This window comes from Arthrobacter sp. MYb23 (genome assembly GCF_002979775.1).
Classification (GTDB): domain Bacteria; phylum Actinomycetota; class Actinomycetes; order Actinomycetales; family Micrococcaceae; genus Arthrobacter.
On record NZ_PCPR01000001.1, the window covers coordinates 176,735 to 198,096 of the forward strand.

Annotated in this window: 18 protein-coding genes; 12 read left to right on the plus strand and 6 right to left on the minus strand. The window is 62.8% G+C overall.

The window, feature by feature from the left end; all coding sequences use genetic code 11:
* Window positions 1-116 precede the first annotated feature (116 nt).
* The 4 genes from CQ020_RS00870 to CQ020_RS00885 all read left to right on the plus strand — a co-directional run bounded on the left by CQ020_RS00870 (window position 117) and on the right by CQ020_RS00885 (window position 4,855).
* Entirely contained in the window at window positions 117-815 is a 699-nt protein-coding gene (locus tag CQ020_RS00870; protein WP_105690135.1) for a Tat pathway signal protein, read from the plus strand.
* 2 nt (window positions 816-817) lie between these two features.
* On the plus strand, window positions 818-2,023 hold the full coding sequence (locus CQ020_RS00875) for a glutathionylspermidine synthase family protein (RefSeq protein WP_105690136.1): 1,206 nt from the start codon (window positions 818-820) through the stop codon (window positions 2,021-2,023).
* On the plus strand, window positions 2,020-3,546 hold the full coding sequence (locus CQ020_RS00880) for an APC family permease (protein ID WP_105690137.1): 1,527 nt from the start codon (window positions 2,020-2,022) through the stop codon (window positions 3,544-3,546). Before CQ020_RS00875 ends, CQ020_RS00880 begins: the two co-directional genes overlap by 4 nt.
* A 133-nt stretch (window positions 3,547-3,679) precedes the next feature.
* On the plus strand, window positions 3,680-4,855 hold the full coding sequence (locus CQ020_RS00885; protein WP_105690138.1) for an acyl-CoA dehydrogenase family protein: 1,176 nt from the start codon (window positions 3,680-3,682) through the stop codon (window positions 4,853-4,855).
* A gap of 56 nt (window positions 4,856-4,911) precedes the next feature.
* Here the strand turns inward: CQ020_RS00885 and CQ020_RS00890 are convergent, their stop codons facing one another.
* The gene (locus tag CQ020_RS00890) at window positions 4,912-5,538 is read right to left on the minus strand and encodes a TetR/AcrR family transcriptional regulator (RefSeq protein WP_105690139.1); all 627 of its coding nucleotides are present in this window, start codon (window positions 5,536-5,538) and stop codon (window positions 4,912-4,914) included.
* A gap of 149 nt (window positions 5,539-5,687) precedes the next feature.
* Here CQ020_RS00890 and CQ020_RS00895 point away from each other — a divergent pair, with 149 nt between their 5' ends.
* The 4 genes from CQ020_RS00895 to CQ020_RS00910 are packed head-to-tail and all read left to right on the plus strand — an operon-like array spanning window position 5,688 to window position 11,969.
* The gene (locus CQ020_RS00895; protein WP_105690140.1) at window positions 5,688-7,022 is read left to right on the plus strand and encodes an ABC transporter substrate-binding protein; all 1,335 of its coding nucleotides are present in this window, start codon (window positions 5,688-5,690) and stop codon (window positions 7,020-7,022) included.
* Window positions 7,019-7,966 carry a carbohydrate ABC transporter permease gene (locus CQ020_RS00900; protein ID WP_105690141.1) on the plus strand — a complete coding sequence of 316 codons (948 nt, stop codon included), beginning with the start codon at window positions 7,019-7,021 and terminating at the stop codon, window positions 7,964-7,966. The genes CQ020_RS00895 and CQ020_RS00900 overlap by 4 nt, the downstream gene beginning before the upstream one ends.
* On the plus strand, window positions 7,963-8,877 hold the full coding sequence (locus tag CQ020_RS00905; RefSeq protein WP_105690142.1) for a carbohydrate ABC transporter permease: 915 nt from the start codon (window positions 7,963-7,965) through the stop codon (window positions 8,875-8,877). The genes CQ020_RS00900 and CQ020_RS00905 overlap by 4 nt, the downstream gene beginning before the upstream one ends.
* The gene (locus CQ020_RS00910; protein WP_181151712.1) at window positions 8,877-11,969 is read left to right on the plus strand and encodes a glycoside hydrolase family 2 TIM barrel-domain containing protein; all 3,093 of its coding nucleotides are present in this window, start codon (window positions 8,877-8,879) and stop codon (window positions 11,967-11,969) included. The genes CQ020_RS00905 and CQ020_RS00910 overlap by 1 nt, the downstream gene beginning before the upstream one ends.
* Before the next feature lie 87 nt (window positions 11,970-12,056).
* On the opposite strand, the gene CQ020_RS00915 is transcribed toward CQ020_RS00910, so the two are convergent.
* The 5 genes from CQ020_RS00915 to CQ020_RS00935 form a co-directional block, all read right to left on the minus strand.
* Entirely contained in the window at window positions 12,057-13,499 is a 1,443-nt protein-coding gene (locus CQ020_RS00915; protein ID WP_105690143.1) for an MFS transporter, read from the minus strand.
* A complete protein-coding gene (locus CQ020_RS00920) occupies window positions 13,496-14,062 on the minus strand; it encodes a helix-turn-helix domain-containing protein (RefSeq protein ID WP_105690144.1) in 567 nt (188 codons plus the stop codon). Before CQ020_RS00920 ends, CQ020_RS00915 begins: the two co-directional genes overlap by 4 nt.
* 145 nt (window positions 14,063-14,207) lie before the next feature.
* Window positions 14,208-15,371: a cystathionine gamma-synthase gene (locus CQ020_RS00925; RefSeq protein WP_105690145.1), complete on the minus strand. Its 1,164-nt coding sequence runs from the start codon at window positions 15,369-15,371 to the stop codon at window positions 14,208-14,210.
* Between the two features lie 84 nt (window positions 15,372-15,455).
* Complete coding sequence (locus CQ020_RS00930; RefSeq protein ID WP_105690146.1) at window positions 15,456-16,841, minus strand: cystathionine beta-synthase; 1,386 nt, start codon at window positions 16,839-16,841, stop codon at window positions 15,456-15,458.
* A 121-nt stretch (window positions 16,842-16,962) separates the two neighbouring features.
* Window positions 16,963-17,355 carry a VOC family protein gene (locus CQ020_RS00935; protein WP_105690147.1) on the minus strand — a complete coding sequence of 131 codons (393 nt, stop codon included), beginning with the start codon at window positions 17,353-17,355 and terminating at the stop codon, window positions 16,963-16,965.
* Between the two features lie 143 nt (window positions 17,356-17,498).
* On the opposite strand from CQ020_RS00935, the gene CQ020_RS00940 reads away from it, so the two are divergent.
* From CQ020_RS00940 to CQ020_RS00955, 4 genes are all read left to right on the plus strand, one after another.
* Window positions 17,499-18,470, plus strand: a complete 972-nt coding sequence (locus tag CQ020_RS00940) for a DNA-3-methyladenine glycosylase (protein ID WP_105690148.1) — start codon at window positions 17,499-17,501, stop codon at window positions 18,468-18,470.
* 103 nt (window positions 18,471-18,573) lie between these two features.
* Window positions 18,574-19,542, plus strand: a complete 969-nt coding sequence (locus CQ020_RS00945; protein WP_181151713.1) for an ATP-binding cassette domain-containing protein — start codon at window positions 18,574-18,576, stop codon at window positions 19,540-19,542.
* On the plus strand, window positions 19,542-20,354 hold the full coding sequence (locus CQ020_RS00950; RefSeq protein ID WP_105690150.1) for an ABC transporter permease: 813 nt from the start codon (window positions 19,542-19,544) through the stop codon (window positions 20,352-20,354). The genes CQ020_RS00945 and CQ020_RS00950 overlap by 1 nt, the downstream gene beginning before the upstream one ends.
* 212 nt (window positions 20,355-20,566) lie before the next feature.
* Entirely contained in the window at window positions 20,567-21,187 is a 621-nt protein-coding gene (locus tag CQ020_RS00955) for a hypothetical protein (protein WP_146116600.1), read from the plus strand.
* Window positions 21,188-21,362 lie beyond the last annotated feature (175 nt).

Sequence of the window (21,362 nt, forward strand, 5' to 3'; positions counted from 1 at the left end):
ATCCCCATTTACCGCTGTCACCCGTGCCTGCGCGGCACACAGGGACTAGGCTTGCTCTGAGTATTCTGGTCCGGCGTGGCGCTGGACACTTCAACGGTCTATCCAGGGGGATATACATGGGCCCGAAAGACAGCCCTGACGCAGCCGGCAACGACGGCGGCAGCAGGGACAACAACGGCGACTTCGCGGCGGGTAACAACCCGCCCAAGCCTCCTCCGTGGCAGGTACCCAAGCCCGAGCTCCACCCTGAGCTGTTCACACCCGTCGAAAAAGAACCGGCGCAGGGCAGCAAAGGCAAGCGCAGGAAAACGGCCGCCGGGGCACCTCAGGCGGGGGCTGCAGCACCCAAACCCGGTCAACCTCTCCCCGTAGTTGACCCCTTCGCTAAAGAACGCGAACGCGGTGAGGCCGAGGCAGCCAAGAAGAAGAAGCGCTCGCATCGCCGCACCCTGGTGGTGGGTTTGGGCGTGACTGCCCTCCTCGCCGGAACCATCACGGCGATTGTGGCCAGCAACAAGGAGGAAGCTGACTACGCGCAGGTCTGTTTCAACGAGGAAACAGGCGAGCGCGTAGACGATAACCAGTGTGACAACAGCAGCTCGGGGGGCCGCAGTTCTGGGGCTTACGCCTGGTACTTCTATTCCCGCGGAGCCAGTGTGCCCGCCGTGGGCCAGAACCGCAGCTCCTACCCGACTTACACCAAGAATGTTCCCACGGACGCCAAGTCCTCCAAGGGATACAGCACCAAGGGCGGCACGGTCAGCCGTGGCGGCTTCGGCAGCAGCTCCAAAAGCGGCGGAAGCTCGGGAGGCTAGGCGTGCGTCGACTGCACTCCGAGCCCAGGCCGGACTGGAAGCAAAAGATCGAAGAACAGGGCCTGGTATTTTCCACTACCACCATGCCCAATGGCCGGAAAATCGAATACTGGAACGAATCGGCCTACTACGAATTCACCGAAGACGAGGTGGAAACTCTCGAGAAGACCGCCGAGGACATGCACATCATGTGCTTGGAGGCCGCGAAGTACCTGGCCACCGGAGCCATGGGCGATATCGGCATCGGGCAGCAGGCTTTGGAACTCGCCGGAGAGTCGCTGCTGGCCGCGGACATGGACATCTACGGCCGCTTCGACTTCATCTATGACGGCAAGGGTGGTCCGGCCAAGATGCTGGAGTACAACGCCGATACCCCTACCGGGTTGATCGAGGCTTCCGTGGCCCAGTGGTTCTGGCTTCAGGACGTCTTCCCGGAGAAGGACCAGTGGAACGGAATCCACGAAGCCTTGATCCGTCAGTGGAAGAAGCTGCAGTTCCGCACCGGCATGAGCACCCTGCATGTGGCCCACTCGGAGGCGGAAGAATCCGGCGAGGACTGGATGACGGCCGCCTACATGCGGGACGTCGCGAGCCAGGGTGGCTGGACCACCATCGGGATCAATATGTCCGATATCGGCTGGGACCCCAACCTGAACCGGTTCGTGGACCTGGACAACTTCATGATCAGCACCATGTTCAAGCTGTACCCGTGGGAACTGATGATGAAAGAGCCTTTCGGGCATCGTCTCCTCCAGCGCGCCCACAACCCGCGCTGGGTTGAGCCGGCCTGGAAGATGCTGCTGTCCAACAAAGCCCTGCTGGCTGCTCTATGGCACCTTTACCCCAACCACGAGAACCTGTTGCCTGCCTACCTCGGCGATCCGGGTCCACTCAAGGAATGGGTGGCCAAGCCGTTGCACGGACGCGAGGGCGACAACATCCGCATTCATGCCCCCGGCGTCGAAATCCAGCAACCCGGAGGCTACGGGCGCGAAGGCTGGTGCTTCCAGCAGTACCACTCCCTCCCCGACTTTGACGGGAACCATCCTGTCTTGGGTCTCTGGGTAGTGGACGGCGAATCCGTTGGCTGTGGAATCCGCGAATCCGACGGACCCATCACGGACTACTTCTGCCGCTTCGTTCCCAACACCATTGACGCCCCGGCGCCCATCGCGCCCCCTGCTACTTCCTACGGAGCTGCACTATGAGCACTGAAACCTCGACGCCGGGTGGCGGCTCAGCGGGCGGCAACCGTACCGCCGTCGTACCTCCCAAAGGCCTCCACGCCGGGATCCTGGACCTGGGCGACTCCGTCATGCTGGGTCTTGCCTCCACCGCGCCCGTCTATTCGCTGGCTGCGACTCTGGGTCTCATTGTGGCCGTCAACGGCAACTACACTCCCCTGATCCTGATCCTCGGATTCATCCCGGTGTTGTTCATTGCCTATGCGTTCCGTGAGCTCAACAGCGCCATGCCGGACTGCGGTACTACCTTCTTTTGGGCCCGCAAAGCCTTCGGTCCTTGGGCCGGTTGGCTCGGCGGCTGGGGCGTGGCCCTCGCGGGCGTGGTGGTGCTGGCCAACCTGGCGCAAATCGCAGGCAAGTATCTGTGGCTGTTAATTGGCGACGGTTCCCTGGCTGACAACACATGGCTGGTGACGGCCACCGGTGTGCTCTTCATTGTGTTCATGACGTACGTGAACCACCGCGGCATCCGGCTTGGCGAGCATGTCCAGCGCACGCTTACCTACATTCAGTACATCTCGCTGGGCATCTTTGCGGTGGCCATTGTTTTCCGGATCGCCGGTGGAGCGCCCGAGGGGCAGGCCTTCGACTTCGAATGGTTCAATCCTGCCGGCGCCTTTGCCGATCCCGGCGCTGTGGTTCACGGTGTCCTGCTGGCACTGTTCATCTACTGGGGCTGGGACACTTGCCTGGCACTGAATGAGGAAACGGAAAACCCGGCCAAGACCCCCGGTCGTGGCGCCGTTATCTCGGCCACGGTCCTTCTGGCGATTTACGTTTCTGTGGCCCTCCTGGTGATGATGTACGCCACGATCGGTACCGACGGCATCGGACTGGGCAACGAAGCAAACCAGGACGACGTCTTCCTGGCCATGAAAGACGTAGTGCTGGGTCCTTGGGGCTGGCTGATCATTGTGGCCGTGCTGGCGTCCGTCCTGTCCTCCACCCAGACCACCATCCTGCCCACTGCCCGCGGAACCCTGTCCATGGGTGTCCACGGCGCACTGCCTCCCCGGTTCGGCAAGGTCCATGAGCGTTTCATGACCCCCGGGTTCTCCACTCAGATCATGGGTGCAGTGGCCGTGGTGTACTACGTTGCCATGAGCTTCCTGAGCGAAAACCTGCTCTCGGACTCCATCAGTGCCATCAGCCTGTTCATCGCGTTCTACTACGCACTGACCGGATTCTCCTGCGTATGGTTCTTCCGCTCCACGCTCCGGGATTCCGCCAGGAACCTGTGGTTCCGCGGCATCCTGCCGTTCCTCGGCGCACTGTCCCTCACGGCGGCGTTCTTCATTTCCGCAGTCCAGATGTGGGACCCGGCTTACGGGGACACTCAGATCTTCGGCATTGGCGGGGCGTTCGTCAGCGGCGTGCTGTTGCTGGCATTGGGCGTTGTCTTGGCGATCGTTTGCCGCTTCGCACCCTCCACCCGGGGTTACTTCACCGGTGAGCGGGCCGAGGTTGGAGTGGTACGCGGCGAGTAGGCTGCGTTCCTCCCCAGTTGGTCTCCCGAAAGGGCCGGAAACACCTCGCGACACTGGTGTTTCCGGCCCTTCTTTCGTTGAGGCGGAGAACTAACCGGGCAGGAACGCAGGTTTAGCCGCCTAGGATGCTGGAATGAGCGATTCAACGACGAACACCTCCGACGTCCTTGCCCTCGATTCCCTGCTGACCGCGGACGAGCTGGCCCTCCGCGAGCGGGTCCGCGACTTTACCGCGCAACGGATCCGCCCCAACATCGCCCGGTGGTACGAGGACGCTCATTTCCCGCGCGCGATTGCCCCGGAGTTGGGCGAGCTCGGTGTCCTGGGCATGCATCTGGAGGGTTACGGCTGCCCCGGCCGGACCGCCGTCGAATATGGCCTTGCAGCGATGGAACTGGAGGCCAGCGATTCGGGGATCCGCACGTTCGTCTCGGTTCAGGGCTCCCTTGCCATGACGGCTATCCACAAATGGGGCTCGGAGGCGCAGAAAGAGCAGTGGCTGCCGCGAATGGCCGCCGGAGAGCTGATCGGCTGTTTCGCGCTGACAGAGCCGACGGCGGGGTCTGATCCGTCGTCCATGACCACTTTTGCCCGCCAAACAACCGACGGCTGGGTTCTGGACGGTGCCAAACGTTGGATCGGCCTCGCGTCCATTGCGGACGTCATGGTGGTGTGGGCGAACACTGAAGACGGCATCCGCGGGTTCCTGGTTCCCGCCGGCACGTCCGGTGTGACCGCGACGCCGATCGAGCCGAAACTCTCCATGCGCGCTTCCATTCAGTGCGATGTAACGTTCGACGGCGTAAGGCTGGGTACGGACGCCATCCTCCCGGGTGCCTCGGGACTTCGGGGACCGTTCTCCTGCCTGAACGAGGCACGCTACGGGATCGCCTGGGGTGCCATGGGAGCGGCCCGGGACTCTTACGAAGCTGCTTTGGAGTATGCCGGGAACCGTCTCCAGTTCGGCAGGCCACTGGCCGGCTACCAGCTGACTCAGGAGAAACTGGTGAACATGCTCGTGGAAATCCAAAAGGGCACCATGCTGGCCCTTCACCTGGGCCGGCTGAAGGACGCCGGGCATTTGGAGCCTCAGCAAATTTCCTTGGGCAAGCTGAACAACGTCCGCGAGGCCATCAAGATCGCCCGTGAGGCCCGCACCATTCTGGGAGGCAACGGCGTCACTCTGGACTATTCACCGTTGCGCCATGCCAACAACCTGGAATCCGTGCGCACCTATGAGGGAACGGATGAGGTTCACACCCTGATTCTGGGGCAGCACATCACAGGCATCGGGGCCTTCCGCGGCTAGCCAAGTAAGTCGCAGTTGAGGCCGTTTAGAGCCGTTCAAACGGCATCAACTGCGACTCAGTTGGGTGAGGGATCGGGTTCGGGGAGGACCACCAGATTGAAGTAGCCACGCAGGCCCTTGACCACGTCCACGTCGTCAGGGGCCAGCAGCCACTGCGTTTGAAGACCATCCCACAATGCAACCAGGGACATGGCAGCTTCATCAGGATCGACGCCGGGCCTCAGCCTGCCCTCGGCAGCCAATTCGGCGAAGCGACGAGAGTAGCTTTTGCGCAGCCGTTCGAAGCGCTCGGTGAAGTAGACCCGTCCGGGATGCGAATCGGTAACGGACTCGGCGCAGAGAATGGTGTAGAGCTCAACCACGCCCGGAATGTTCTCGTTAAAGAGCGCCGTCCGGAGCACGGAGTCGACCAAGCCTTCTTCCATGTCATCCGGGAAGGCATCGCCCGTGATTTCGTCGCGGCGCTCCAGGACTGCCATCAGGAGATCGCGTTTGGATGGGAAGTAGTGCAGCAAACTGGTCTGGCTCAGCCCCACCCGATCCGCCACGCCCTGCAGTGACCCGCCGCGGTAGCCGTGCGCAGCAAAAACCTCGTGCGCAGCGTCAAGAATGGTTCGGCGGCGTTCTTCGGATTTCGCGTAGGGGCCACGCCGCGCTGCGCGGCCCACGTCCTTTGTGGTCATGGCTAGCCAGTGTACATGCGTGTTTCGACTCAAAGATGAAATTCGAGTGAGTACTCGAATTTTCTGTTACCGTGGTCACACTTGCCGCGGCGGACCCACTGAATCCAAGCCCGCGTCATCGTCAACCTGACACGAAGAGGTGAAGGCTTATGACCCGATTCACGCGAAGACAACTCCTGGGCGCAGGCTTGGGCACAGCGGCAATGGGCCTGCTGGCCGGATGCGCAACTCCCGGAACTCAGTCCGTCAATGCTGCCCCAACCATTCCCGCCGCCAGCGGGCCCGTGAGGCTCACCTACTGGGCTTGGCTCAAGGATTTCCAGAACGTGGCCGATGTCTGGAACGCAGCCAACCCGAACATCCAGGTGGACGTGGTGTGGATTCCGGGCGGCAATGCCGGCGGATACCAGAAGCTGTATTCGGCATTGGCAGCGGGAGGCGGACCCGACCTGGCTCAGGTGGAACTTCGGTCCATCCCGGAATTCATGCTGGTTAACGGGCTGGTGGATCTGACCCGCTACGGCGCCAACGACTACGCCCACTTGTACGATCCCACGCTGTGGAAACAAGTCAGCTACACCGGCGGCGTTTACGGCATCCCCCAGGACGCCGGCCCCATGGGCATGTTCTACCAGCCAGCCATCCTGGACAAGGTGGGCGGCAGTACTCCGAAAACCTGGGACGAGTGGGCTGCCCTGGCCGCCGAACTTCGCTCCGTGGACAGCTACCTTGACTGCTTCCCCATCAGTGATGCCTCCCCCTTTGCCTCTTTCGCAGGGCAGGCCGGCGCGCAGTGGTTGCGCCCGGAGGAGGATGGCTGGGTCATCAACATGACCGACGACGCCACCCTCAACACGGCCCGGTTCTTTGACAAGGCGATCGACGACGACCTTGTCACCACCGCTTACGGCGCCTTCTCCCCGGGCTGGTTCGCAGCCGCCGGAAAGGGTGGCATTGCCTCCACGATCACCGGCAGCTGGGGTGACGCACTGGTGCAGGGTGTCAGCGGCTCCGAAGGCAAGTGGCGGGTTGCGCCCATGCCCACCTGGGGCGGTACTGGGTTTGGATCGAGCTACCTGGGTGGCTCCACGGCTGCAGTCCTGGCCAACAGTAAACACCCCAGGGAGGCACTCGAGTTCGCGGTGTGGCTGACCACGTCCAAAGAGGGAATCGACGCCGAGATCAAGAACAGCGGCATCGGCTGGTCACCCAACCCAGACTTCATCGGCACGGATCGGCAGCAACCCTCGGCGTTCTTCGGTGGCCAACGCTACAACGAGGAAGTTTTTGTCCCCGCCACCCAACAGCAGAACCCGGACTGGTCATGGTGGCCGGTGACCCAACAGTCCTTCAATATCCTCAGCGACGGCTTCCGTAAGAAAGCATTCGGTACCTCGTTGGTTGATTCCATCGCGGCGTCCGAACAGCAGATCATCACCGTTTTCAAGAACAAGGGCCTCAGCATTCGAAAGGAAACGGCATGAGCACCAACCGCACCGCACCCACCGTGCAGCGCCCCTCGGGACCAAGCCGTACCGGCAAGCGGGCCGGCGCTGCTTCACGCGCGCCGTGGCTTTTGCTGGCACCTTTCCTGGGGCTCTTCGTGCTCACTTTCCTGCTGCCCATTGTTGTGGCCATCATGTCCAGCTTCGCCAAGGTGACCCGCAGCGGACTCTTCGGTGAGGCCGGGGTAACGAGTGAGTTCGCCGGTTTTAGTAATTATGCCCAAGCCCTGGCAGACGGCAGCTTCGTCGCTTCCATTGGCCGGATGCTCCTGTTCGGAGTTGTCCAGGTGCCGGTGATGATCGTGCTGTGCACGGCGTTGGCCCTCATGCTCGAATCGGCCTCGGCAAAGTGGCCAGGCTTCTTCCGTGCCGCCTACTTCCTCCCTTACGGCGTCCCTGGCGTCATTGCCACCATCCTGTGGTCTTTCCTCTACGTCCCCGGGCTCAGCCCGATGTTTGATGCCGCCAAGATCGTTGGCCTCACCCCGGATTTCCTGGGCGCGAACAGCGTTCTGTGGTCCATAGCCAACATCGTCACGTGGAGCTACACGGGCTACAACATGCTGATCATCGTGGCGCAGCTCAAAGCCATCCCGGTGGAACTCTACGAGGCCGCGAAGGTTGACGGCGCCTCCACGTGGCGCGTGGCCCGCAGCATCCAGCTGCCCCTGATCCGTCCGGCCCTCATGCTCACTACGGTGTTCTCCATCATCGGAACCCTGCAGCTCTTCGCTGAAGCCCAGGTCTTGAAGACCGTGGCCCCGGCGATCGACAGCCAGTACACACCAAACCTCAGCGCTTACACAACAGCGTTCGCCTACAACGACTACAACGTCGCTGCAGCCCAATCGGTCATCATTGCTGTGGCCGCGTTTGCCCTTTCCTTCGCCTTCCTCGCACTGACGAACAGGAAGTCCTCATGACCGCCACCGCAACGAAGCCAACCACCCCACCGGTCCGCAGCAATGCGTCGGCGGGCCCTGACCGTTCCGCCGGACGACGCCGGTCCTCCACCATCATTGTCACCGCACTCTTGGTGGTGGTGGCCTTGTACTTCCTGATTCCCGTGTATTGGGTGTTTGTGGCCTCCACCAAGTCCACAGAGGACCTCTTCTCCACCAACGGTTTCTGGTTCGCCCCCACGTTCTCTTTATGGGAGAACATCGGCCGCGTGCTCACTTACGACAACGGCATTTTTGGCCGCTGGTTCCTGAACTCAGCGATCTATGCCGGCGTCGGCGCACTTCTGGCCACATACTTTGCCGCAGCAGGCGGTTATGCCTTGGCCAAATACGAGTTCAAGGGACGCAACCTGGTGTTCGGCACCATCCTGGGCGGCGTGCTGGTTCCGGGCACAGCCACTGCCTTGCCCCTCTTCCTGCTGTTCAGCCAGATGGGCCTGGCCAACACGTACTGGAGTGTCCTGCTGCCATCGCTGGTATCCCCTTTCGGGCTGTTCCTCTGCCGTATCTACGCCCAAGCCACAGTGGATACCTCGCTGATGGAAGCCGCCAGGATCGATGGCGCCGGCGAGCTCCGCATCTTCCACACCATAGGCCTGAAGGTACTCACGCCCGCTTTGGTCACCGTATTCCTGTTCCAGCTGGTGGGCATTTGGAACAACTACTTCCTGCCGCTGGTCATGCTGTCCGATTCCGAGCTTTACCCCATTACCCTCGGCCTGAACAACTGGCTGAGCCAGGTTGACCGTTTGCCCGAATTCTATGAACTGACCACGGGCGGGGTGCTGCTTTCCATCATTCCGCTCAGCATCGCCATGGTTGTCCTGCAGCGCTTCTGGCGCGGTGGGCTGACAGAAGGAGCCGTTAAGTAATGACCATCAACTCCCACTACATCACCGACACCGGTCCCGGCACCGGAAAGAGACTCCCGGCCCGCTCCTGGCTGCACACAGATGCACCAACCCTGTCCCTGAACGGACAGTGGCGTTTCCGCCTTCTCCCAGGGGCTCCGGGAACGCCCGGCGGACGGGGTGTTCTTCCCGCGGGTGAGGCAATCGAAGGTGTGGGCGAGGAAACCCTGGACGACTCCGGTTGGGACCAGATCCCGGTTCCGGCTCACTGGGTTTTGGAGGGCGAGGGAGCTTACGGGCGCCCCATCTACACCAACGTCCAGTTCCCTTTCCCTACCGATGCACCCCATGTCCCGGACGAGAACCCCACCGGCGATTACCGTCGAAGCTTTGATCTGCCTGGGGAGTGGAATGACGCCCAACGCCTCGTGTTGAGGTTCGACGGCGTGGAATCCCGCTACAAGGTATGGCTCAACGGCAACGAAATCGGTGTTGGGACCGGCAGCCGCCTGGCCCAGGAATTCGACGTCACGAAGGCAGCGCGCCCGGGACATAACGTGTTGGCTGTGCGGGTCCATCAGTGGTCCGCTTCGAGCTACGTGGAGGATCAGGACCAGTGGTGGATGCCCGGCATCTTCCGCGACGTCACCCTGCAGGCCCGCCCTCAGAAGGGCATTGACGACGTCTGGTTGCGGACGTCCTACACCGACGGTTCAGGCATCATTGATCCCGAAATCACCGCAGACAACGCCGCCTACCCGGTTCGGCTGGCAGTTCCGGAACTGGACGTCGACGTCGTCTGGCACTCCCCAGCCGACGTCGCCCCGGTGGCGATCACCGGCGTCGAACCTTGGTCCGCGGAGGTTCCACGCCTGTACAACGCAACGGTGGCAAGCGAAGGCGAGACCATTTCGCTGCGCCTGGGTTTCCGCACGGTTGAAATCAAGGGTGACCAGTTCCTGGTGAACGGCCGCCGCGTTGTGTTCCACGGCGTGAACCGGCACGAGACACATCCGGACCGCGGCCGTGTGTTTGACGAGGACTTCGCCCGCGCGGACCTCTCCTTGATGAAGCAGTTCAACGTCAACGCCATCCGCACCAGCCACTACCCGCCGCATCCTCGTCTGCTGGATATCGCGGACGAGATGGGTTTCTGGGTGATCCTTGAGTGCGATCTTGAAACACACGGCTTTGAGCGGCACGGCTGGGTAGGCAACCCCAGCAATGATCCCGCCTGGCGCGAGGCGTACGTGGACCGGATGGAACGCACGGTGGAGCGGGACAAGAACCACCCCTCAATCGTCATGTGGTCCCTCGGCAACGAGTCCGGTACCGGCGCCAACCTCGCCGCCATGTCCGCGTGGACTCACGCCCGCGACAGCAGCCGGCCCGTGCACTACGAGGGCGACTACACCGGTGCGTACACGGACGTTTACTCGCGCATGTATTCGTCAGTGCCGGAAACTGAGGCGATTGGCCGCGACGATTCCGGCTCTCTGCTGTTGGGGTGCTCCGCGGCGGAGTCCGCACGGCAGCGCACCAAACCCTTCATTCTCTGCGAGTACGTCCACGCCATGGGCAATGGTCCCGGCGCCATTGATCAGTACGAGGACCTGGTGGACCGGTATCCGCGGCTGCACGGCGGGTTCGTCTGGGAGTGGCGTGACCACGGCATCCGGACCACCACCGATGATGGGACTGAGTTCTTCGCCTACGGCGGTGACTTCGGCGAAGTGGTCCACGACGGCAACTTCGTGATGGACGGCATGGTCCTCTCAGACTCGACGCCCAGCCCCGGGCTCTTTGAGTACAAACAGATCGTCGCTCCCCTGCGCTTGGGTTTCAGCACGGAAACGCACGACGGCGGCACACGGCGATTCGTCTCCGTCGCCAATTTGAGGCACACGGCTGATGCCTCGGACATCGTGCTCCGCTGGCGTACGGAGGTGGACGGCGTGCCGATCGCTTCCGGCGAACTCGACGTCGTCACCTCAGGCGGTGCCGCTCTGGCCGCTGGGGATTCGGCGCTGATCCAGCTGCCACAGTTCGGTGGCATGGAGGGTGGTGGCATGGAGGGCGGTGAGCAGTGGCTGACTGTGGAAGCGGTCCTCCGCAAGGACACCACATGGGCCGAGGCCGGGCACGTGATCTCCGCAGCGCAACTGGAACTGGCCACAGGTCCTCGCTTGGCAGCGCCAAGGCCCTTGTCCTCGGCCGGACGGGCAGCTTCACCGGCTTCCGGGATGGTGTCGCTGGGCCCCGGTGTCTTTGAGGATGGCCGCTTGGTGTCGCTCGCGGGACTGCCGGTGTCCGGACCGCGGCTGGAGTTGTGGCGTGCGCCCACGGATAACGACGCCGGAGCCGGCCGTGGCAGCTACGACCTCGCCGATCCTTGGCTCAACAACGGCGATGGCGTCGCTGCACCGTCCATGGAAAAAGTGTGGCGCGATGCTGGCATGGACCGGATCACGGCCCGGGTGGAGAGGGTTACTGCCAGCGATTCAAGCATTCGGGTCCAAACCCGCTACGCCGCCGCCGACGCCGCACAGTGGGTCTCGGTGGAGGAGAACTGGCAACTTTCCGACGGCGAACTGTGGCTCCGCCTGGACATTGTTCCCAGCTCCGGGTGGAACATCATCTGGCCGCGGGTGGGAGTGCGCTTTGACCTTCCCGGATCAGTGGACGGTGCTTCATGGTTCGGCGCCGGTCCCCGCGAGTCCTACCCGGACAGCATGCATGCGACGCTTGTGGGCCGCTACTCGGCGGGCATCGACGAGCTTTCGGTGAATTACGCCAAACCGCAGGAAACGGGACACCGGAGTGCTGTCCGAACGCTGGACCTGCAGAACTCCGGAACGCCGTGGCTGGGGCTCGGCGCTATCCCTGATTCCCGTGGGCGCCTGCCCGGTTTCACGCTTTCCCGGCACACTGCGCAGGAGATTTCCACGGCAGCACACCCGCACGAGTTGCCGGCAAGCACGGGCAGCTACTTGTACCTCGATGCCGCCCAGCACGGCCTCGGATCCAGGGCATGCGGACCGGACGTCTGGCCGGACTATGCGTTGCGGCCGGAAGCTCGGACGTTGACGTTCCGGATCACGGAAGCGGACTAAGCCTCCCGTTGTGGGGCCAGCTTTGCGTGCTTCTTTGAGCAAAAGAGGCGCAGAGCGGGCCCCACAACAGAACCCGAAGAACCCGTATCAGGCAACCGCGACGGGTTCCTTCTTCACTGCGTCCTTGCGGATGGTGGCGCTGATGACCGCGGCCACCGTGCACATGGCGGCAGCACCGAGCCAGGCGTAGTTGTAGTGCCCGGTGGCATCGCGGATAAACCCGGCCAAAAGGGCTGCCACCGCAGCTCCGAGTTGGTGGGCTGCGAACACCCAGCCGAAGACCACAGACCCGTCGGCGCCGAAGACTGAGCGGCAAATAGCTGCAGTGGGCGGCACGGTGGCAACCCAGTCGAGCCCGTAGACCACCACGAAAATGATCATGCTCGGCTCCACAGAGGAACCAAGCAGCAACGGCAGAACCAACAGGCCGATCCCCCTGAACTGGTAGTACACAGCCAGCAACACCTTGGGGTTGAACCGGTCCGTCAACCAACCGGACGCGATGGTCCCCACGATGTCGAAGATTCCGACGACGGCCAACAACCCAGCCGCAGTGGTTTCAGGCATGCCGTGATCGTGTGCCGAGGGAATGAAGTGCGTGCCGATAAGTCCGTTGGTGGTGGCCCCACAAATCGCGAAGCCTGCAGCCAAGGCCCAAAACGTGCGAACTTTGCTGGCGCGTTTGAGGACCTGCAAGGCACGGATCGCGGCGTTGGGGGAATCCCCTGATCCCGGCAAAGCAACCACAGCGGCGGGCTTGCCTGGCGTCGTCGCGGTTGTTCCGGCGTCGGCCGCTTTAGCGTCACGTTCGTCGGCGGCTGCCTGGTCCGTCTCAGGCTTTTCGGCACCGTACGGCAATACCCCGACGTCGGCGGGCGAGTTCCGCAACCAGCGCAGTACCAGTGGCACCACGGCGAGCGCACCCGCCGCGATGAGCAAGGAAGCACCCCGCCAGCCCGGGTTCTGGGCAAGCGCTGCGATGAAGGGCAGGAACACCAACTGTCCGGCGGCGCTGCCTGCGGTGAGGATGCCGATGACCAGGCCACGGCTCTTGGCGAACCAGGTGTTGGCGATGGTCGCGGCGAAGACAAGGGCCATGGACCCTGTGCCCAGGCCGATCAGCAGCCCCCAGGTGAGCAAGATCTGCCAGGACTGGTTGACGAAGACAGTCAGTGCTGAGCCGAGTCCGATCAGGCAGAGAGCCAAGGACGTGACCTTGCGGACGCCGAAGCGCTCCATCAGGGCCGCCGCGAACGGGGCCGTCAAGCCGAACAGCACCAGGTTGATGCTCACGGCCAGGGACAGCACGGTGGTGGACCAGCCGAACTCCTCCTGCAGCGGCACCATGAGCACGCCCGGTGCCGCACGGAATCCTGCTGCTCCAACCAATGCCAGGAAGGCAACGGCCGCCACGATCCAGGCGGGGTGGAGGCGCCGGTTCTTGCCAGCAGGCGTTTTGCCGGCAGGGGTTTTGCCGGCAGGAGTCCTAATTTTTTCGGGCGGGGTCCCTGTGACGTCAGGAGCGGTCATGTGGGGATCTCCGATTCAGGGGCATCTGTGGTGCTGGTTTTAGGGGTCCGGGTTTCAGCTGTGGTCTCAAGTTCAGGGGGTGCAACGGCGAGCGGGAGTGGGTGCTCGCTGCGCTTGAAGCTGTGCCAGCTGGTGTTGGCTGCTGTGAGCCGCGCGCCGCAGTGAGTGCAGGTATCCGCGGACATCGTGGCTTGCCCGCAGTCAGTGTGGATGACCTTCATATGGGACACCTCGTTGGGAGCATCCAGGTGTTTCTCGGCCCAGATGATGATGGCGTTAAGGACGGGGAGTGCGTCCTCCCCTTTGGGGGTGAGCACGTATTCCTGGCGTGTGCGGGCACCGTCCTGGTAGGGGCGCTGGGAGAGCAGTCCGGCGTCGAGGAGCCATCCCAGGCGTTTGCTGAGCACGGCGTCGGCGACTTCGAGGCGTTGCTTGATGGCGTCGAACCGGCCGTTGCCGAAGAAGATCTCGCGAAGGACCAGGCTCCCCCATGGGTCTCCAAGGACATCCAGGCCGCGGGCAAGGCTGCACGTACGGGCAGACCAGTCGGAACGAAGAGGCATGCGGCTAAAGCTAGCTGACTTCTCTAAAGAAAGCTAGATGTTCTCCGCCGCCCAACGGAGAATCCGGCCCCTGTTCGAACCCCCCCGCCATAGAACGGTGAGGAGTGCGAACCAGAGCCGGATTCGAGGGACGGGCAGCGAAGGACTAGCTGATCTTGGCGAACGCCTGTTCCAGGTCTGCGATCAAGTCTTCGGCTTCTTCGATGCCGCAGGACAGGCGGAGAAGGTTCACCGGAACTGCCAACTCGGTACCCTTCACCGACGCGTGGGTCATTTCCGAGGGGTAGTTCATCAAGGACTCGATCCCACCCAGCGATTCCGCCAGCGTGAACACCGAAGTGGATTCAGCTACCGTGCGGGCAGCGGACTCCCCGCCCTTGAACTGAACGGAAACCATGCCGCCGAACTTCTTCATCTGCTTCGCAGCCAGATCATGGCCGGGGTGGTCCGGGAGGCCCGGGTAGAGGACGGCTTCCACCTCGGGACGCTGCAGCAACCATTCGGCCACGGCCTGCCCGTTCTCGCTGTGGCGGTCCATGCGAACACCCAGCGTCTTCAAGCCGCGGGTGGTCAGGAAAGCGTCCATCGGACCGGACACCGCACCCACGGCGAACTGGATGAAACCGATCTTCTCGGCAAGTTCAGCGTCCTTGACCACAATGGCGCCGCCCACCACATCGGAGTGGCCACCGATGTACTTGGTGGTGGAATGCACCACAACATCGGCACCCAAGGCGAGCGGGGTCTGCAAGTAGGGAGACGCGAAGGTGTTGTCCACTACCAGAAGGGCACCGGCGTCGTGCGCCACGGCGGCGAGCGCCTCGATGTCCGTGATCTTCATCATCGGGTTGGACGGCGTTTCCACCCACACCAGGCGCGTCTTGTTCGCAGCAACCGCAGCAGCCACGGCATCGAGATCGGACATGTCCACCGGGGTGTTGCCGATGCCCCAGTCCCCCAGCACGCGATTGATCAGGCGATAGGTGCCCCCATAGGCGTCATTGCCCAGCACAATGTGGTCCCCGGGCCGGGCAACCGCCCGAATCAGCGAATCCTCAGCTGCCAGGCCCGAGCCGAAGGAGAACGCAGCCGTGCCACCTTCAAGGGCGGCAAGCTGCTCCTGGAGGGCGTCACGGGTGGGGTTGCCTCCCCGGCCGTATTCGTATCCCGAGCGAAGGTTGCCGATGCCGTCCTGGGCGTACGTGGTGCTGAAATGCAGCGGGGGCACCACAGCGCCGGTCACCGGTTCGAAAGCCTGTCCGGCGTGGACGGCGCGCGTGTTGAACCCGGCGTTGTTGGTGGCAGACATGGAAGCTCCTCTAGGTTCATTCAACGGATAGGTTCGTTCAACGGATAGATAGGTTCAGAATTTGAAGGGGTCAGCGCGTGGCGCTCAATTGCTCAAGTACGCCAGGAGGTCGTGGCGCGTCAGAATGCCCACGGGCGCTCCGGCGAAGGTCACCATGACGGTGTCGACGTCGGACAGCAGCTCCCGCGCGGCGGAAATGGATTCCAGGGATCCGACAACCGGGAGCCGTTCACCCATGTGTTCGGAGACCTTGTCCGCCAGCTTCGCTTCACCGCGGAAGAGTTTGCTGGTGAGGCTGCGCTCGTCCACGGCGCCCATCACCTCACCCATCACCACAGGTGGCTCCTGAGAGAGCACCGGGATGTGGGAGACGCCGAACTCGTTCATGATGTTGATGACATCGCGGACGGTTTCGTTCGGGTGGATGTGGACCAGGTCCGGCATCTCCCCCGTCTTGGATTTGAGGACCTCACCCACGGAGGACTCTTCACCGCCGGAGAGGAAGCCGTAGGAGCGCATCCATTGGTCGTTGAAAATCTTGGCAAGGTAGCCACGGCCGGAGTCCGGAAGGATCACCACCACCACAGCGGACTCGTCCAGGTCCTTGGCAGCCTGCAGCGCCGCCACCACGGCCATGCCGGAGGAACCGCCCACCAGGAGGCCTTCCTCACGGGCAAGGCGGCGGGTCATGGTGAAGGAGTCGGCGTCAGAAACAGCGATGACGTCATCAGGGACGGTGGGATCGTAGTTGCCGGGCCACATGTCCTCGCCCACGCCTTCGACGAAATAGGGCCGGCCGGTTCCGCCGGAGTAGACCGAACCTTCCGGGTCCGCGCCGATGACCTTGACCTGGCCGCCGTCGGACTCCGCGCGGTCAGCCGAGACCTGCTTGAGGTAACGGCCCGTACCGGTGATGGTGCCACCGGTGCCCGCACCGATGACCACATGGGTGACCCGGCCGTCGGTGTCCTGCCAGATTTCCGGGCCCGTGGACTCGAAGTGGCTGCCGGGTGCGGCGGGGTTGGAGAACTGATCCGGCTTGAAGGCGCCCGGGATCTCCTTGACCAGGCGGTCGGATACGCCGTAGTAGCTCTGCGGGCTGTCGGGTGCGACCGAGGTGGGCGTCACAACAACTTCGGCGCCGTATGCCTTAAGCACCGCGCGCTTATCCTCGCCCACCTTGTCCGGCACTACGAAAATGCACTTGTAGCCCTTTTGCTGGGCTACGAGCGCCAGTCCAACTCCGGTGTTGCCCGACGTCGGCTCAACGATGGTTCCGCCCGGCTTGAGCCGACCATCCTTTTCCGCGTCTTCGATCATCTTCACGGCGATCCGGTCCTTGATGGATCCGCCGGGATTGATGTACTCGAGCTTGACGAGGACGGTGGCTTTGATGCCCTCCGTGACGTGGTTGAGCTTGATGAGCGGCGTATTGCCGATGAGGTCCAACACGGACTGGGCATACTTCATAGATACAAAGTTACCGTCTGGTCGCTACGGGCCTCGACCCGGGGCGGCTCGGACTCGGGTGGTGGCAGGACTCAGGTGGTGGCCGGGGTCAGGTGGTGGCCGGGGTCAGGTGGTGGCCGGGTCACGTGCCGGCGGAGGCGTCGGTCTGCCAGACGCCCAAAACGTTGCCCTCGGTGTCCTTGAAGTACGCGTACCAGCCCATGGTGGGTACGGCGTCCTTGGCTTGGACCACGCTGCCGCCTGCTGATTCGATCTGCCCCAGCGCGGCGTCGAGGTCGTCCACATCGATGGTGAGGATGGGTGTCTTCAGGGCGTCAGTGCGCGGGAACAAGGCGCCGTTGATGGCTCCTGGCTCGTTGGGGGCGCCCGTCTCTTCGTTAGTGGGCGCCGTGATTGCCGCCGTATATTCCATGCCCTCCATGGGCCTCAGGGTCCAGCCGAAGGCACTCTGGTAAAAAGTATTGGCCCGCTCGTTGTTGTCCGCGGGGATCTCAAAATGCACCACTCCACCCATGGTTCGCGCTCCTTGATTCTGGAAGTTTTTCCTTGGACATGGCGCGGCCCACCCACGCCACATCACGGAGTCTAGCGGCGCGTGGTTGCTGCCGTAAGGGGTTCCGGCTGCAGAATGTCAGCCACGCGTGGGACCATAAAAACATGACCATTGCAGACGCCCCGGCCGTTGTTGCGGCCGCGGCTGATGCGGCCATTCGGTGGCATCCGGGCGCTTCGTTCCGTCTGGACCAGACCATGTTTCCGCTCATGCGAGGCAACGCCGACCCTTCCTTTGCGTCGCATTCCAGCGGTTTTTGGATGGCCTTCACCACTGCTTCGGGGCCTGTCACCGTGAGGCTGTCCGGAGGGGGTTTGGGAGTCGAGTCCTTCGTGGATGCCCAGGCCTGGGGCCCGGGAGCAGAGGACGCAGTGGCCGGCATGCCCGGGTTGTTGGGCGCTCACGACGATTGGTCGGCCTTTGATGACCCCGCCTTCCATGCCACCCTCCCGCGGCTGGTCACGGAATCACGACGCCGGAACCTGGCTTTGCGGCTGCCTTCCACCGGGCGGATGGTTGACTCACTGGTGCCCACCATTTTGGAGCAAAAGGTCACCACGTTGGAGGCCAGGCGAGGCTACCGGTATTTGATATATCGCTACGGAACGCCGGCACCGGGCAAGGCTCCTGCCGGACTCCTGGTTCCGCCTACCGCCAGGCAGTGGCTGGCTGTTCCCTCCTGGGAGTGGCACAAGGCCGGAGTTGGACCACAGCGTTCGGCCACGGTGATGCGGGCGCTGCAGTCCGCCGTCGCGCTTGAACGCCTGGCGGAGCTGGACTCGGCACAAGCCGGGACCAAACTGCAGACCATTCCGGGCATCGGCATCTGGACTGCTGCCGAAGTGGTCCAACGCACCCATGGCTGCCCGGACTCGATTTCTGTGGGCGACTACCATCTGGCCGCGTACGTTGGGTACGCCCTGACAGGCCGGAAGACCGACGATGCGGGCATGATCGAGCTCCTTGAGCCGTGGCGCGGACAGAGGCAGCGCCTGGTACGCATGCTGTACCTCAGCGGCTTCCGCAAGCCCACTTTCGGACCGCGGATGACGGTTCAGGATCACCGCGGACACTGAGATTTCTTCGCGGACAGGAACTGTCCGCAGGGGCATGGACTGGCCTCATCCACGGGTATAGCGTGGCGCCCAGGAGCCATCACCTGCCATCCCTGGAGTGACCGTGATCCACACCGAGAAGCTCACCAAGACCTTCACCGTGAAGAAGGAAACCGTCGAAGCCGTGAAGGGCGTGGACATCGACGTCGCCCCCGGCGAGCTGGTGGCCTTCCTTGGCCCGAACGGCGCGGGCAAGTCCACAACCCTGCGGATGCTCACCACCCTTTTGAGACCCACGTCCGGCTCAGCCACCGTGGCGGGAGTTGACGTGGGCAAGGACCCTGCGGGAGTTCGGGCCAGAATCGGCTACATCGGTCAAGGTAACGGCGGCGGGCACAGCTACCGGGTGATCGACGAACTGATCATGCAAGGCCGCTTCTACGGAATGAACACCACCGATGCCAAGGCACGCGCCGAAACACTCATGGCATCCCTGGATCTCAGCGACCTCGCCAAGCGCACGGTGATCAAGCTTTCCGGCGGGCAACGACGCCGCATGGACGTGGCACTTGGGTTGATGCACTCCCCCGGCTTGCTGTTCCTGGACGAGCCCTCCACGGGCATGGATCCCCAAAACCGTGCCAATCTCTGGGAGCACATTCTGCGGATGCGCGAGGAACACGGCACCACCATCGTGCTGACTACCCATTACATGGATGAGGCCGATTCCATGTCCGAGCGCGTCATTGTGATCGACCACGGCACCATCATCGCGGACGACACCGCTTCACGGCTCAAAGCGAATCTCGCCGGGGACCTCCTGGCCGTCGAAGTCGCCGCCGGTTCCGCGTCCGAGGTGCGGGGGCTGTTGGGCCGTGCCGCCGCGGAAGGCGACATGGAGGAAAACGCTTACGACGGCGTGGTCCGCTTCCGCCTCCGACTGGCGCAGGGTGCCCAACTGGCGCCGGGGTTGCTGAAGGAAATGCACGACGCCGGCGCTCCCGCCAAGTCGCTCGAATTGAAACCGCCCACGTTGGACGATGTTTTCCTGGAATTGACCGGCCGCAGCCTGCGTGAAGGAGCTGAAGTCTGATGATTGAGCAAGCCGTTGCCCCGGGAGTTTCCCTCCAAAGGCGGGGACCACGCAGCATACTAACCGACACGTGGTTTGTTTTCTGGCGCGAAATGCTGCTGCCGTTGCGGGATCCTTTTTCGCTGATTTTCTCCCTCATCCAACCGTTGGTGTTCCTGGGGTTGTTCGGCCCCCTGCTGGGCTCGGCAGTGGGCGCCCCGGCCTTCGGAGGGCAATCCACGCTGCAATGGTTCCTGCCCGGAGTGGTGGTGATGATCGCCCTGTTCGGCACCTCCATGACCGGCTCCAACCTGCAGTACGAACTCATGACCGGGTCCTATGAACGGATCCTTGCCACTCCCCTATCCCGGTCTTCGCTCATGATTGGCCGGGCGCTGAAGGAGTGGGCTCCATTGGTGGTGCAGGGCTTGCTGATCGCCGTGGTGTGTATCCCCTTTGGCTTCGTTTTCCATCCCCTCCACGTCTTGTTGGGGTTGGTCATTCTGGGCATCTTCGGCATCGGGCTGGGCGCGTTGTCCTATGCTCTTGCCCTGGTTTCACAGAACAAGGAGTGGATCTTCTGGGGCGTGCAGCAAACCCTGTTGTTCCCGCTGATGATCCTGTCCGGCATCATGTTGCCCATTGAGGCCGGCCCGGGGTGGATGAAAGTGGCCAGCCTGTTCAATCCGCTGACCTACCTGGTCAACGCAGAACGGGAGTTGTTTTCCGGGCAGATCGGCATGGACACCATGTGGGGCCTCGTGGCCGCTGTGGTGACGGCCGCCGTCGGACTTGTAGTGGGAATCCGGACGATCAGCCGGAATACCAACTAACTACCCGGTCTCGTTCCGGGGGTTGAGCCCAAGTCCTCGGGAAGGCCGGGGAACGGTGAGTGATGATCAAAACTCACTAGCGGTCCTACTGTCCTCCCGCCTACCCGCAGCCCTGAAGCTGGTCGGCGTTCCTTCGTTCCACCAGTCAAAGCTGGCAGGATAAGACGATGCGCTCGCCCCATTTTTCGGCCCTTCCACCCTGGCTAAAAGCCATGAGGGGGGCACGCTCAGCAACCGAACTGACTGTTGCTAACTTCTTCCCTTTGGATTTCGAGGCCTACTGCCGCATCCTCAATCCTGCCCGCTCCGAGTTTGGCCGGACGATGCGCTGGAGTGAGGTTGGCGGGTCGTCCTCGCCGGTCTCTGCCCCAACGCAGTGGTCTGACATCTCGGGCCAGGCAGACATGCCTGGCCAGCCCCGGTTGGATCCGGTTATGGGTGGCTTTGATAGCAAAGCAGCGGCAACTCTAGCTCCAACTCTGCGTCGACATACGCAGACCCCTGACCATATCTACTTCCTCGCATGGGAAGGCTATGCCGGGATCAGTGACAACTACCGCAACTCTGAACTGGTACGAGCTTCCTATGGCAGAAATATGTACGTCCTGGAAGGAACGGTGGATGAAGCTTGCTCTCCGCTTGCAACGGGGCTTTCTGGAGCTCCGCTGTGGTGGATACCGGCTGACGGCGCTTGGTGCGTGGGCAACGATATATACGCCAGAAGCGTCTATATCGGGGGATCGGCCTCCTGCATTCGGGAGATACTCGCTGACCCGGAACTTGAGACTTATCCTGTGTCGCCACAGCAGCACGTCGTAAGCGAGGACGTCTAATCCTCGTCTGGTTGTCGCTCATGCCCGGGCCGTGTCGACAGCCAGTTGGGTCCATGCCCGCGGCCACGGAGATGACCGGCTACCGAACTCAACAAAGCGCCAGGCAGTTGCTTCTCCCAATGCCACAGGACCAGCCGCCTTCCCGGCCCCTCACGAAGATCCCTGTAGCGTTGCC